Source organism: Serratia sp. LACPHL-BACT-2024-00286 (genome assembly GCF_043109535.1).
GTDB lineage: Bacteria > Pseudomonadota > Gammaproteobacteria > Enterobacterales > Enterobacteriaceae > Serratia > Serratia sarumanii.
Map to the genome: position 1 here is coordinate 45,041 of NZ_JBICNA010000005.1, position 13,878 is coordinate 58,918.

Annotated in this window: 14 protein-coding genes; 3 read left to right on the top strand and 11 right to left on the bottom strand. The window is 59.8% G+C overall.

Annotated features, from left to right (window positions below):
* Positions 1-4 precede the first annotated feature (4 nt).
* The gene (locus ACF8MC_RS15860) at positions 5-1,090 is read left to right on the top strand and encodes a phage tail protein (RefSeq protein ID WP_049300580.1); all 1,086 of its coding nucleotides are present in this window, start codon (positions 5-7) and stop codon (positions 1,088-1,090) included.
* Positions 1,091-1,183: 93 nt separating this feature from the next.
* On the opposite strand, the gene ACF8MC_RS15865 is transcribed toward ACF8MC_RS15860, so the two are convergent.
* The 6 genes from ACF8MC_RS15865 to ACF8MC_RS15890 are packed head-to-tail and all read right to left on the bottom strand — an operon-like array spanning position 1,184 to position 6,860.
* Positions 1,184-1,675 carry a phage tail protein gene (locus ACF8MC_RS15865; RefSeq protein WP_049300579.1) on the bottom strand — a complete coding sequence of 164 codons (492 nt, stop codon included), beginning with the start codon at positions 1,673-1,675 and terminating at the stop codon, positions 1,184-1,186.
* A 14-nt stretch (positions 1,676-1,689) separates the two neighbouring features.
* Entirely contained in the window at positions 1,690-4,644 is a 2,955-nt protein-coding gene (locus tag ACF8MC_RS15870) for a phage tail tape measure protein (protein ID WP_049300578.1), read from the bottom strand.
* Entirely contained in the window at positions 4,634-4,798 is a 165-nt protein-coding gene (locus ACF8MC_RS15875; RefSeq protein WP_072055827.1) for a GpE family phage tail protein, read from the bottom strand. Before ACF8MC_RS15875 ends, ACF8MC_RS15870 begins: the two co-directional genes overlap by 11 nt.
* Before the next feature lie 8 nt (positions 4,799-4,806).
* Positions 4,807-5,106, bottom strand: coding sequence for a tail protein (locus ACF8MC_RS15880; RefSeq protein ID WP_048233363.1), 300 nt, complete (start codon positions 5,104-5,106; stop codon positions 4,807-4,809).
* 56 nt (positions 5,107-5,162) lie between these two features.
* Positions 5,163-5,678: a phage major tail tube protein gene (locus ACF8MC_RS15885; protein WP_048233361.1), complete on the bottom strand. Its 516-nt coding sequence runs from the start codon at positions 5,676-5,678 to the stop codon at positions 5,163-5,165.
* Positions 5,679-6,860 carry a phage tail sheath subtilisin-like domain-containing protein gene (locus ACF8MC_RS15890; RefSeq protein WP_049300577.1) on the bottom strand — a complete coding sequence of 394 codons (1,182 nt, stop codon included), beginning with the start codon at positions 6,858-6,860 and terminating at the stop codon, positions 5,679-5,681.
* A gap of 151 nt (positions 6,861-7,011) precedes the next feature.
* Here ACF8MC_RS15890 and ACF8MC_RS15895 point away from each other — a divergent pair, with 151 nt between their 5' ends.
* Positions 7,012-8,166 (top strand): phage late control D family protein, encoded by a 1,155-nt coding sequence (locus ACF8MC_RS15895; RefSeq protein ID WP_049300621.1) that lies wholly within the window; start codon positions 7,012-7,014, stop codon positions 8,164-8,166.
* Positions 8,167-8,211: 45 nt separating this feature from the next.
* Positions 8,212-8,460 (top strand): ogr/Delta-like zinc finger family protein, encoded by a 249-nt coding sequence (locus ACF8MC_RS15900; protein ID WP_072062302.1) that lies wholly within the window; start codon positions 8,212-8,214, stop codon positions 8,458-8,460.
* A 176-nt stretch (positions 8,461-8,636) separates the two neighbouring features.
* On the opposite strand, the gene ptsG is transcribed toward ACF8MC_RS15900, so the two are convergent.
* From ptsG to mltG, 5 genes are all read right to left on the bottom strand, one after another.
* Positions 8,637-10,070 (bottom strand): PTS glucose transporter subunit IIBC, encoded by a 1,434-nt coding sequence (ptsG, locus tag ACF8MC_RS15905; RefSeq protein WP_016928184.1) that lies wholly within the window; start codon positions 10,068-10,070, stop codon positions 8,637-8,639.
* Between the two features lie 342 nt (positions 10,071-10,412).
* Positions 10,413-11,189 (bottom strand): metal-dependent hydrolase, encoded by a 777-nt coding sequence (locus tag ACF8MC_RS15910; RefSeq protein WP_016928186.1) that lies wholly within the window; start codon positions 11,187-11,189, stop codon positions 10,413-10,415.
* A gap of 19 nt (positions 11,190-11,208) precedes the next feature.
* Positions 11,209-12,216: a DNA polymerase III subunit delta' gene (gene holB / locus ACF8MC_RS15915; RefSeq protein WP_033655059.1), complete on the bottom strand. Its 1,008-nt coding sequence runs from the start codon at positions 12,214-12,216 to the stop codon at positions 11,209-11,211.
* Positions 12,216-12,854, bottom strand: coding sequence for a dTMP kinase (gene tmk / locus ACF8MC_RS15920; RefSeq protein ID WP_033646442.1), 639 nt, complete (start codon positions 12,852-12,854; stop codon positions 12,216-12,218). The genes holB and tmk overlap by 1 nt, the downstream gene beginning before the upstream one ends.
* Positions 12,844-13,869: an endolytic transglycosylase MltG gene (gene mltG, locus ACF8MC_RS15925; protein ID WP_033646443.1), complete on the bottom strand. Its 1,026-nt coding sequence runs from the start codon at positions 13,867-13,869 to the stop codon at positions 12,844-12,846. The genes tmk and mltG overlap by 11 nt, the downstream gene beginning before the upstream one ends.
* Positions 13,870-13,878 lie beyond the last annotated feature (9 nt).

Consider the following 13,878-nt stretch of genomic DNA (forward strand, 5'->3'; position numbering starts at 1 on the left):
GATCATGCCGGAATTCTTCAGCATCCTGACCCATGCCGGCGCCGCCAAGCTGGCGCTGGCCGCGCAGACCGGTCAGCCTATGGCGATCAGCACAATGGCCGTGGGCGATGGCGCCGGCGCCACACCAACGCCATCACCAGAACAGGCCGGGCTGATCGGCGAGCAATACCGCGCCGCGCTCAACGCGCTGACTATCGTGAGCGAATCGGCCAACGTGATCAGCGCGGAAATGATAATTCCGCCGGAGTTCGGCGGCTTCTGGATCAGGGAAGTCGGGCTTTATGCTGATGATGGTGTGCTGGTTGCAGTTGGTAGCCTGCCCGACACCTACAAATCGCATCTTGCCGAAGGCTCGGGGCGCAATTCAGTGATCCGTGTTGAGCTGGCCGTCAGCAGCACAAAGGACGTGCAGCTACTGATCGACCCCACGGTCATCATCGCAACCGTGGAGTACGTCGACACGAAGTTTCGAGAAGCCAAGAACCGGGCGGACGACGCCTACGCGCTGGCGGAAAGCAAAGCGGCATTTGATGATATTTACCCGCCGGGGATCAGTATCTTCTTTGCGACGAACCTGAATCCCAACGAAAAGTGGCCCGGCACCACCTGGCACTATACCGGCGAGAATAAAACGATCCGCATCGGCAAGGCCGATGGCTCGGATGTGCTGACCGCCGGCGGTTCGGACACAGTAACACTGAGCGTTGAAAATATGCCGAAGCACAGCCACGGCGTCAGCGGCCAGGTGGGCGAGTTTGACCACGGAATCAAAAGTACGTCGGAGTTTGATTACGGTACAAAAAGGACGAGCACGAGTGGTAAACACGCGCATCATGGCGTCCCTAAACGTAATAGCGATTATGAATTAGGCGGTAACAACCGGGTATTCTTCGACCCTTACCAGGAAGGTGATACTGATGAAGCCGGTGAGCACGACCACGAAATGGAGTTGGGCCCGCACGCTCACTCTGTCGAAATAGGCCCGCACGTTCACGGCATCGATCTGACGTCTGACGAGGTCGGCGGCGGCAAGGAATTCAGCATTGTAGAAAGCCACATCAAGCTGATGTGCTGGTATCGCGCCGCATAAAAAAAGCCCCTTTCGGGGCTTTTTCTTCTCCTGCAGTACAGCTGGCGCCGTCTATATCTGCCGGTATCGAGTACAGTCAGACCGCGCTATACATCACCCGAACAGACCGTTTACCGATTGTGTCACCGAGTTGATCGCCCGGCTGGCGCTGGTGCGCAGCTCACCGAGCACATCACTCGCCGACGTCATTTGTAGCTTCTCGCGAAAATCGCTGTCGACACGGCTCAGGCTGATGGAGAACTCGATTTTTTTCGGGTTGCCGTAGCGGTCAAACTCCGACTTCCCCCGCTCCAGCCGCGTCATCACGTACATGCCGTAAATTCGCCCGTCCCCCTCAATCAGCGGCCAGGGCCGGCCGGTAAAGCCGATCGTTTCCAGGCTCGACAGCGACAGATTGCCGCCGGTGATCTCAGGGTAGAGCACGCCGTCAAGCGTGATACTGTCATCCCCTGCCCCGATATACTGCCAGCCGGCAGACTGGTTGATGCGATCGTTCTTGACGTGGCGCCAGTCCTGCGAATGGCGCAGCTGCTGGTAAGGCGCTGTGCGCAGCGTAAAAACGAACATCCCGAATACCATCATCATGTTTTTGACTCCCGTTAATCTCGATCGCGGAATGACCCGCGGTTACCCCTGACTGTGCTGGCCATCGCATCGCGCACCGCGCTACGCACCATCCGTTCCAGATCCTGATCCGAACGCTGGCCAACATCGTTAAAGACCAACTGGAAGATAGGCCCGCCACCGCCAGGCGCGGACACGGGGGTCATCGCGGCCGGCTGTGACGCCGACGGCACCGAGAGCACCCCGCCGCCGGCAGCGGCCGCCACACGCGGCACCGGTTGCGGCATCACCCGCGCTTCCTGGTACGCCCCACGCAGTGCCAGCGCGCGCGGCAGATTTTTGAAGACAATGTCCCCCGGGCCGATGCGTTTGGTGGCGTTGGTATTGTCGGCGGTCGCCTTGGTATTGCCGGCGATCTCGTTAAGACGGCGTAGCGTGCCCGTGTCACCTGTCAGGGCAGGAGGTTTAGGCGCATCAATGCTGACTGAAGCAGGTTTGGTAATACTCGCGAGATCACCAGCCAGTAACCCTACCTTGCCACCCAACCGCTGCTGCCCTTCCGGGGTAAGCTCCAACTTCATTTTTTCGGCTTTAATGCGGGCTTGCTCGATGCCATCAGGGATTAACCCCAGCTTTTCAAGCAGCCAGCCGACCGAATCCATCAGAAATGTAATTGGTGCAAACAACAGCTGCAGAGCTGCACCAAACACCCGCCCGAACGTCTCGCCGGCGCTGGCGCATTTATCCAGCGTCTCTTTGCTGGTCTGCATCGGCGTCAGCAACTTGGTAAACCAGTCCCACACGCTGCTGAGTGCGTCACCAATCACACCAAAGATCGGTGCGATACGTGCAAATGCGTCACGCAGCGGCGCCAGCGCCGCCATGACGCCTGAACCAAAGCCGACAAAGAACGCCTTGATCGGCTCCCAATATTTCCAAATCAGCACGCCGGCCGCGACAAAGGCGGCACCAATCAACCCGATCGGACTCAGCAGGAACGACAGCACCGCCCCCAGCGCCGAAAGCGCGCCGGTAAGAATCCCCCACAGCGTAGACAGGCCCGTCAGCCGCAGCGCCAGCCCCATCACACCTCGCACCAATGAACCCAGCGCTGCCGACGGCGCCATAAATACGCCCATCAACATGCTGCGTAGCGGCACCAGCGAACCCAGCAGCCCACGGAAGCCACTGGAGAGCGAAGCCAGCACACGCGACCAGCCGCTAACCCTCGCCATGGCGCTGCCGCCGGCGCCAACGAAGCCCCGCAGCGCGCTGACGGTTCCCATCAGACCGCGCCCGCCCGTCAGCAACGTGAAGCCCAAACGCAGCTTAGCCAGCGGCCCAATCAGCAAGCCGGTCGCCAGGCTGGCGATCCCCAGCGCGGCCACCAGGGCGGTGACGGCGCCGGCGGTCAACAGAATGGATTGCGCCAGCCGTGGGTTTTCCTTCACCCACTGGCTCGCAGCGTTGATCGCCTCACTCAGCCCCTGCGTCAGATCGCGCAGTGGGCCGTCGGCAGTCTCTTCTACCTGAATACGAAAACCTTCCCAGGCAGAGTCCAGCTCCTTCAGGTCGCCGCCGAGGTTATCCGCCATCACCTTGGCAGCCTTCAGCGCCTCGCCCTGCGATTTCTTCAGGTCGGCCAGCAACTTCTGTAACTCACCGCTGCCGGCAGATAAAACCAGCGCCTGGAAGGACTTCGCGGCTTCCTCGCCCGCGATATCCTTGAAGAACGAGAGCTGATCGGTGGCGCCGTACTTCTTGATCGATTTGTAAAGGTCAGTGAGAACGTCCTCGGCCGGGCGCATCTTGCCGGTGGAGTCGGCCACGGTGACGCCCAACTCTTTCAGCGCGTCGTTGGCCTTTTTCGTTGGCGCGGCCAGGCGTGAGAACGTGGTTTGCAACCCAGTACCGGCAATACTGCCGCGCAGGCCCACGTTCGCCATCACGCCGATCATCGCCGTCGTTTGCTCAACGCTGACGCCAAGGTTAGATAATCCCGTACCGGCGTACTTCATCGCCTCGCCGATGTTCTGCAGATCGGTGTTGGTGCGGGTGAAGGCCCCCGTCAGCACGTCACTGACGCGATCCATCTCCTTCGGATCGAGGCGGAACTGTGAAAGGATGTTCGAACTGATATCTGCGGACTCACCGAGATCCATCCCGCCGGCCAGCGCCATGTTGAGTACGCCAGGTAACGCGGCCTGAATTGCCTGCGGCGTAAAGCCGGCCATCGCCAGGAACGCCTGCCCGCTGGCGGCGTCGCGGGTAGTAAATGCCGTTTCGGCGCCGAGTTTTTTCGCCTGGGCGCGTAGGTCGGCCAGCTGTGACGAACTTTTATCCAGTCGCGTCAGCGCCTGCACCCGCGACATTTCGGCATCGAATCCCACGGCAGGCGCCAGGAAGCGGCCGCCGGTATACCCGGCAACCGATGCGCCGGCAACCATCCCCATGCCGGCGCCGCGTAGTTTGCCGGCGGCATCTTTGGCACGGGTGTAGCCTACTTGCGCCTGGGTAACGGCGGCCAGCTGTCGCCGCTCCCGCTCAAGCTGCTGGTTATATTGCTCTGTTCGCCGGATGGCGCTTTGTACCGCACCGCTGCCGGCAGACAGATTAATCCCGTGTTGACGTACCGCCTGGGCCGCCTCTCGCAGCTTGGCCGTTTGCTGGCTGTAGGTTTGCGTCAGTCGGGTGAGCTTGCCGCGCAGGTTTTCCAGGTGCGCGGCCTGGGCGTCGGTCAGTTGCCCGCCCTCTCGAACGGTCTGATTCAGCCCGTTAAACTCGCGCTTCGCACGGTTGATCTTCTGTGCCGTGTCGTTGGCCTGCGAGCGCAGGCGGTCAAAGCTGGCGGCTTGCTTGTCCAGGTCTTTAACGGCGTTTTGCGTTTTCTTGAGGGAGTCAGACAAGCCGCTAACAGCTTTGCTAGCGGCTTTAACCGGGCGGGTGAGCTTATCGATCGCGTTAAACGCGACGCGAATACTAAGATCCATGGTCATCCTCGTCATCGTCATGGTTGCCGCTGCGGATGGCGGCGCGCTGGCGCCATGCCATCAGCTCGCGCAGCTCCATGCCGTACATCTCGGAGGGCGGCCAGTGAAAAACTACAGCAATGTCAGCGATGAGATCGTCAACGCTGACAAACAGCGGTTCCCTTACTTGTTCCCCGTCTCCGCCACGTTCGGTACGGACGGCGCCGCTTTGGTCAAAAAAGGCGTCATCTCTTCAATGAACGCCACAAAGTCACCGGTATCCAGCGTGGCGATCTCGGCGGCGGTCAGTGCCGGCGCGGTGACGCGCGTTAGCAACGTTGAAACGGCGTCATAGTCGAAGTTGAGTACATCGACCAGGCGCAGGCCACGCAGCGAGCCGGCCTGCTTGATGGTGTCAGTGATCGAGACGATGGTGATCTCTTTGTCGTTGCGCTTGATCGGTGTGGTGAGCGTTACTGACATGTGCATGTTCTCCAGGCGGCCACGCGTGCCGCCTTCAAAGTAGGTTAAGGATTAACTCAGCCGCCGAGGCCGAGGGCTGACACAATGCGATCGGGGTACAGGTTTTTCCCGTCGCGCTTGTAGATGAAGTTCAGCAGGTCGATTTCCAGCAACGCCTTATCATCCACAGACAGCTTGTAGTAGGTGTTCTTGATGGCGTAGGTGTGGTTGGTATCATCGCCCTGCTTGGCCTCACCTGGATCGATTTCGGTGATGCGGCCGCGCATTTCCACTTCCATCAGCGAACTGGTGCCGCCGCTGTAGATTTCACCGACGAAACGCAGGCGCATTTCGTCGATATCGCCGCCGTACTTGAGGATCAGCTCTTCAACGACGCCGCCGACCACCATCGACGCATCAAGCGCGCCGCCGTCAAGGCCGAGGTCTACCGCTACGGCGCCTTGCATGCCGCCGCCCTGATAGTCCTCCGTCTTGCGGGTGACTTTTGGCAAGGTGACGCTGGGGATCTTGCCGATGTGGTTAGTGCCGTCCACATACAGCGTGAACAGCCGAAGCTTTTTAGGGATAGCCACTTATGCCCCTCCCAGCGACGCGAAGGCCGCTTCGTAGTATTGATCGGTGAAGGTCTGGATCATGGTCAGATCTTCGAGTGGCGGCACCGGGCTGTAGTTGTAACGCACGACCGCCTTACCCTGGCGAATGCTGGTTGTCGGGTTATCGACGATATCGAACCAGCACGCGGCGCCAATCAACCGGCCGGCGGTGACCAGCCCCTGCAGCTTGGCATTGATGCCGCTGACCACATCCTTGACGTTTGCCGGAGTAAGCGGACTGTCTACCGTGGTAAATTGCGCCTCCGCGATGGTATCCGCCAGGATCTGCGCAGTGCGGGTGTACACCTCGAAGATGTACTCGTCCTTATCCGTTGTGCGGTTGCCCCAGAATCGGAAGCCGTCACGCTTAATCAGCGTGGTGACTTCGTTGGCGTTCAGCTCGTTGGCGTCGGAGTCTTCCGCCTGCAGCGCCCAAAATACATCTTTGGTGATGCCGAGCACGTTGCTAACCGCCACGTTTGACAGCGACTTATGCCAGCCCTGCTCGTTGTCGATCTTCGCGCGCATCCCCAGCGCATACGCCACCGCCGGGAATTCTTCGTTCTCACCACTCACCGGGTTATAGGCGATGAAATTCGGCCAAATCAGCATGCCCTCACGCTCGGCAAACTGCTGGCGATAGGTTTTTGCTTCGGCGATGGTCTCGCAGCCGTCGCAATAGCTGTAGGAAAACGCCCGCAACTGCTTGGCAATCACCCGCAACTGTGCGGTCACTTCCTGCGTGTCATACATCGGCACACCAAGAATGCGCGGCCGGTAGCCGACTTTTTGCTCGGCGGTCAAAAGCGCGAACATGCCGGTATAGCTGCCGTCCGCCTGGGAACCGCCGATAATCAGCTGCGACTGGGTTTTCGCGCCGTCTTCAGTGCCGGCCGCCGCCACGCGCACCACAATCACGCGGGTGCTGACCTGGTCGGAAATGGCCTTCAGGGATTTATAGAGCGAACCGGTTTTACCGGCTTTGCCGAGTACACTGATTACTCGCGTGATCAGCACCGGCGTATCTAACGGGAAGGTGGTTGCGTCAGCATCATCCGCCACCGCGACCAAACCAATGACCGTTGAGTCAACGTCATTGATCGCGGTCTGCAGGTCGGTATCCTCTTTGACGCGCGCACCATGGAAAAAATTGTCGGTCATACTGTACCGCCATCATGCTTGTGAGTTCGTGGTGATATTCGCCGAAAAACGCCGGCGCAACACGCGGCGCTGGTTGTCATCCGACGGCGACAACAACGCGTGGTTTTCCCCGTCGCGCGCACATGAAACCATCAGCGCCAAAGGGGGAGCCATGGCACTGACTACTGACGCGATCGACAAAGCCAAATCACTGCTGGGTGGCAGCGCCAGCACGTTCAACGATTACCAGACGGAGCTGTCGCGAGTGCCGGCGTTCAGTGTCATGCTTGGCGGCAAGGAGCTGACTAGGCTGGATGAGCGCGTCTTGTCGCTGGAGATGACTGACAACCGCGGCTTTGAGGCCGACGAGCTGACGATCACCGTGGACGATACTGACGGCCAGCTGCAGCTGCCGCCGCGCGGCGCCGAGGTGTCCGCTTCGATGGGCTGGCACGGTGAAGCGCTGGTTTACAAAGGCATTTTTATCGTTGATGAAGTGGCGCACGCCGGGCCGCCTGACACGCTGACGATCACCGCACGCAGCGCTGATTTTCGCGATGAGTTCAACGTCAAGCGCGAGGTGTCCTGGCATGACGTCACCGTAGAGCGGGTGGTGTCAGCGATCGCCCGGCGCTACAACCTGAAGGCCATCATCTCGCAGCAGCTCATGGAGGTGGAGATCGACCACGCCGACCAGACGCAAGAAAGCGATATGTCCTTCCTGACGCGCATGGCCGAAATGCTGGGCGCCATTGCCACGGTGAAAAATGGCAGTCTGCTGTTTATCCTGCCCGGTGGCGGAGTCAGCGCCACCGGCAAGGCGCTCCCCTCCTTCGCCATCACCCGCAGCAGCGGCGATCGTCATGCCTTCCGCATTGCCGATCGTGATGCCTATACCGGGGTGCGCGCGTACTGGCTCGATCTGGAATTCGGGAAAAAGAAAAAGGTCACGGTGAAGGCCCGCAAGCCGGCGAAAAAGAAAGTGCAGCGCAGCAGGAGCCGCGAGGGTGATTACATCGAGGGGGCCGACGGTAACGTCTATGTCCTGCGCAAAACCTACAATAACGAAACGGCCGCCAAACGTGCCGCGGCCGCAAAATGGCAGCAGCTGAAACGCGGCGCCGCTGAATTTACCCTTACCCTGGCCTACGGCCGCGCCGATTTATACCCGGAGCAGCACGGCAAGGTATCGGGATTTAAAACGGATATTGATAATCAGGATTGGATAATCGCCAGGGCGAGCCATTCGATCGACGGGAACGGCTTTACCACTCGGCTGGAACTGGAGGCTAAAATACCTGAATGGATTGCAGAAAGTGAGATGTGACGGCCATAATAACGGGGAGTTCAACTCCCGCCATGGGAGGCCATCATGTTTGTTTGCCCGATCTGCGGTGCTATGGCCCGCACCCGCACCAGTCGCCGTCTCAGTGAAATGACGATACGCCAATATCATCAGTGTCAGAATTTCGAATGCAGTATCACATTCACGACGCTAAACAGCGTTGAAAAGCTGGTAACAAAGCGCGGACCGCGCGAAGAATTACCGCCCGACTTTATCCCGCAAGACGCCTTCCCAACGTCCCACTATGGGCGTGATCAGCTCAACCTATCACTGTGAACCGGCCCCGCCTTTGAGCGGGGCTTTTTATCATCTGTTTTCATAGAGATGCCAGACACAGAGCAAATCAGATGGGTAATAATGTGGTCACTGAAAATATAAAAACCATATATTTCAATTAAATAAACAACAAAAAAGGGAGGCTTTCGCCTCCCTTGGTAACTCCCCTGCCTGAATCAGTGATTACGGATGTATTCGTCCATATCGGTTTTCAGGTTGTCGGACTTGGTGCCGAAGATGGCCTGCACGCCGGAGCCAGCGACGACTACGCCGGCTGCGCCCAGTTTCTTCAGGCCCGCCTGGTCAACTTTGGACACGTCGGCCACGCTGACGCGCAGACGGGTGATACAAGCATCCAGGTTAGTGATATTTTCTTTACCGCCGAAGGCCTGAACCAGCGCCGCGGACATTTCGGAACCGCCCTGCGCAGTCTGCTCGGCAGCGGTGTCTTCACGGCCCGGAGTTTTCAGATCCAGCTTGGCGATCAGCACGCGGAAGATGGTGTAGTACACCAGACCGTAGACGATGCCGACGATTGGGAACAGCCAGATTTTGCTGCTGTTGCCGCTCAGTACGATAAAGTCGATCAGGCCGTGCGAGAAGCTGGTGCCATCGCGCATGCCCAACAGGATGCAGATTGGGAACGCCAGGCCAGCCAGGATAGCGTGGATCACGTACAGGATCGGCGCGACGAACATGAAGGAGAACTCGATCGGCTCGGTGATACCGGTCAGGAACGAGGTCAGCGCGGCGGAGATCATGATGCCGCCGACTTTCGCGCGGTTTTCCGGCTTGGCCGAGTGCCAGATGGCGATGGCCGCAGCAGGCAGACCGTACATTTTGAACAGGAAGCCGCCGGACAGTTTGCCCGCGGTAGGGTCGCCCGCCATGTAGCGAGGGATGTCGCCGTGGAATACCTGGCCCGCCGCGTTGGTGAATTCACCGATTTGCATTTGGAACGGTACGTTCCAGATGTGGTGCAGACCGAATGGCACCAGAGCACGCTCAACCACGCCGTAAATGCCGAAGGCCACGACCGGGTTCTGATAAGCCGCCCACTGCGAGAAGGTCTGGATAGCCGTACCGATCGGCGGCCAGATGAAGGACAGCACTACGCCCAGAACGATCGCCGCCAAACCGGAAATGATCGGCACGAAACGCTTACCGGCAAAGAAGCCCAGGTATTCCGGCAGTTGAATGCGGAAGAAGCGGTTGAACATATAGGCCGCGATGGCGCCGGAGATAATCCCCCCGAGCACACCGGTATCCGCCAGGTGTTTGGCCGCAATCTCTTCAGCCGGCAGGTGCAGCACCAGCGGCGCAACCACCGCCATGGTTTTCACCATGATGCCGTAGGCCACCACCGCCGCCAGCGCGGAAACGCCGTCGTTGTTGGTGAAGCCCAAAGCGACGCCGATGGCGAAAATCAGCGGCATGTTGGCGAAGACCGAACCGCCCGCTTCCGCCATCACGTGGGAGACTACCGCAGGTAGCCAGCTAAAGTTGGCGGAGCCGACGCCCAGCAGGATACCTGCGATAGGCAACACGGACACCGGCAGCATGAGCGATTTACCTACTTTTTGCAGGTTTGCAAATGCGTTCTTGAACATAGTTGAGTGTGCTCCTGAGTAATAATGCTTTGCTACTTCTTGTCGCGATGATTCGCGCTGCAAGGGGGGGAGAAAACCCCTGCAATTCAGGGTGTCTGAGCACCCCTTGAATTTATTACGCAGAGTAAAATAAATAGCCTGCGCAATGTTTGATGACAATCACGTTTCGATGATCGAGCCGCGGTAACTTTGCATAAACCGGCTGTTGTTTGGCGAAACAGACCAAAAAACACGCATCAATCACCTTGAAACGGGAGGGAACCTTACCCGTTTCAGTGATTAATTACGAGCTTAAAAAAAATTACGCAGACAATGACCTACAGCTATAGCCTAGGTCAAAGATCACAGTTCGAGGTGAAATAAACGTGAAAAGTTGGCGGTGGTGGCTTCGGCCAGTTGTTCCAGGCTGACGCCCTTCAATACCGCCATGTATTCAGCCACATCGCGCACATAGGCGGGTTGGTTTTCTTTGCCGCGATGCGGCACCGGTGCCAGATAAGGCGAGTCGGTTTCCACCAGAATGCGATCCAGCGGCACATAGCGCGCCACCTCGCGCAGCTGTTCGGCGTTGCGGAAGGTGACGATGCCCGAGAAGGAGATGTAGAAGCCCAGATCCAGCAGAGCTTCGGCCGTGGCCAGATCTTCAGTGAAGCAGTGGAGTACGCCGCCGCAGTCCTGTGCGTTCTCTTCACGCAGGATCGCCAGCGTGTCCGCGCGCGCATCGCGAGTGTGGACGATCACCGGCTTGTTCAGATCCCGGCCGATGCGGATATGTTCGCGGAAAGAGTCCTGCTGCAGCTCAAGGTTGTCTTTCTGGTAGAAGTAATCGAGCCCGGTCTCCCCCAGCGCCACCACCTGCTCCGCCGCCGCCAGGCGACGCAGTTCGGCGTAATCATACCCCTCTTCCAGATTGAGCGGATGCACCCCGCAGGAGAAGGCCACGTCGTTGCGCTCGCCGATCAGCTCGGTCATGGAACGGTAACCCGGCAGCGTGGTGGCAACCGCCAGCACATAGCCGACGTCGCGCGCCTTGGCTTTGGCCAGCGCATCGTCCACATTCTGGTGCAGCGTTTGATAATCCAGACTGTCAAGGTGGCAATGAGAATCGACTAACAACATAATTTTTAACTCTTTTACTTTACAGCGAATGAGGTTGGGAATAGCCGGCGGCGCCAAGCATCTGTTCCCAGCGAAGTAACTGTTCGGTCAGCAGCAGCTCGCGGTTGACGCCCACCACGCTGAGCAGCTGATGGCGGCAGTTCAGCCACTGCTGCACGATCTGCTGCAGCGAGGCGCTGCTCAGCAGGCTGGCCAGTTGATGCACCAGCGGCTGCTGATCCTGATTCAATACATAGTGATGCGCGCCCTGCTGCCACTTCATCGCGTCCACCAGCAGCGCGCACAGCCAGTGCAGGCGCTCGGCGACGTCTTCATGGTTCAACACCGGCAGCAGCGACAGCATATCGCGCTGCGGCAGCGCGGCGCTCAACGTGGCGCACAGGGCGCTGCGCTGTTGCCACTGCTGCGGCTGCAACAGCTGTTCGGCGGCCAGCGGCGCGCCGTCGTGCAGGCGCAGCGCCGTGAGGCGGTCCGTCTGAGAGCCGGCCGCCTGTCGGCCCAGCCACTGCAGGCTGAGCTGCTCATCCGGGCTGGCCAAATGCCAATACAGGCAGCGGCTGCGCAACGTCGCCATCAGCCGCGACGGCTCACGGCAGCCCAGCAGAAAATAGGTTTTCTCCGGCGGCTCTTCCAGCGTTTTAAGCAGCGCGTTGGCCGCCGCCTCGGTCAGCTGTTCCGCCTGCGGCAGCCAAATCACTTTGGCGCCGCCCTGCTGCGCGTGGGCGTACAGCGTTTCAATCACCTGGCGGATCGGCTCGATGCCCAGGCTGCTCTTACCCTTTTCCGGCGCCAGCACGTGATAATCCGGGTGGTTTCCCGCCAGCATCAGCCGGCAGCTGTGGCACTCGCCGCAGCTTTTTTCACCGTTGCGCTGCTGGCAGATCAACCAGCGGCTCAGGCCGTAGGCCAGCGCATCGTCACCGTTGCCCGCCGCCGCGTGCAGCAGCAGCGCATGATGGCCTCGGCCGTCGGCGTACTGCCCAATCAGCTGGCGATAAGGGCCGTTCAGCCACGGGTACCAGTTCATTATGCGCCTTCCTGCTGCCGCAGCCAGTGGCCGACGCAGTCGCGGATCGCCGCGGTCACCTGCTCCAGCGGCTGGGCGGCGTCGACGGTGACGATGGTTTTATCCTGCGCCGCCAGCTCGAGATAGCGAGCGCGGGTGCGTTCGAAGAACGGCAGCGCCTCCTGTTCGATGCGATCCAGCTGACCGCGCGCCTGCGCGCGTTGCAGGCCGACCAGCGGCGGCAGATCGAGATACACCGTCAGATCCGGGCGAAAATCCCCCAGCACGGTGTCGCGCAGCGAGCTCATCAGCTGCGGATCCACGCCGCGGCCGCCGCCCTGGTAAGCCTGTGAAGAGAGATCGTGGCGATCGCCCACCACCCAGGCGCCGCGCGCCAGGGCCGGTTTGATCACGGTTTCCACCAGCTGCACGCGCGCGGCGTACAGCATCAATACTTCGGCCTTGATGGTCGGCAATTCGCCGTCGATGCCGCGCTTGAACAGATCGCGCAGCTTCTCCGCCAGCGGCGTGCCGCCCGGCTCGCGGGTGAAGACGATGTCGCTGACGCCGTGTTCGCGCAGCACATTGACCACCGTATCGCGCGCGGTGGTTTTACCCGCGCCTTCCAGCCCTTCGATAACAACGAATTTACTTTTCATTCTTTTCCTTTAACGCCTGACGGTACACGCGCACCGCCTGGTTATGGCTCGCCAGATTGGTGGTGAAGGTATGCCCACCCTTGCCGTCGGCGACAAAATAGAGATAAGGCGTTTTGGCCGGATTGGCGGCCGCCTGCAGCGAGGCCTCACCCGGCATGGCGATCGGCGTTGGCGGCAGGCCAGCGATCACATAGGTGTTGTAAGGCGTCGGCGTCTCCAGATCCTTGCGCGTGATGTTGCCATTATAGCTTTCGCCCATGCCGTAGATCACCGTCGGATCGGTCTGCAGGCGCATGCCGATGCGCAAGCGGTTGACGAATACCGACGCCACCTTGCTGCGTTCTTCCGGCACCGCGGTCTCTTTCTCGACGATCGAGGCCATGGTCAGCAGCTCTTCCGGCGTTTTATACGGCAGGCTGGTGTCGCGGCCGGCCCAGGCGGCCTGCAGCGCTTTGTTCATGCGCACGTGTGCGCGTTTGAGCAGCGCGATGTCGCTCATGCCGGCGGTATACTGATAGGTATCCGGGTACAAATGCCCTTCCGGCGTTTCTCCCGCAGGAATGCCGAGCGCGGCGGCAATCTCCGCTTCGCTCTTGCCCGCCAGGGTGTGTTTCAGGTATTTGGACTGCTGCAGCACCTGCTGCCAGTCACGCAGGCGTGAGCCTTCGATAAAGCGTGCGGTGAACTGCGCCTCTTTGCCGCTGGCCAACAGTTTCAGCATCTGGCGCACCGTCATGCCCGGCGTGAACCGGTAAGTGCCGGCTTTAAACTCCGCCAGCTCCGGCTCCAGCTTCAGCAGCCACTGGAACCAGCGGCCGTTGCGCACCAGCTTATCGCGCACCAATAACCCTTCCAGCGCTACCCGGCCGGTGCCGGCCGGCAGTTTGAAGATGGTTTCTTGTTGGATAGCCAGTGGCGTATCGGCAAAGCGTTCGATCTTCTGGTAGCCCCAAAACAGCAGCGCCAATACCAGAACAACAATAATAGACAGGACCTTCAGCTTTCTTTTCTTCATCAATCAGCC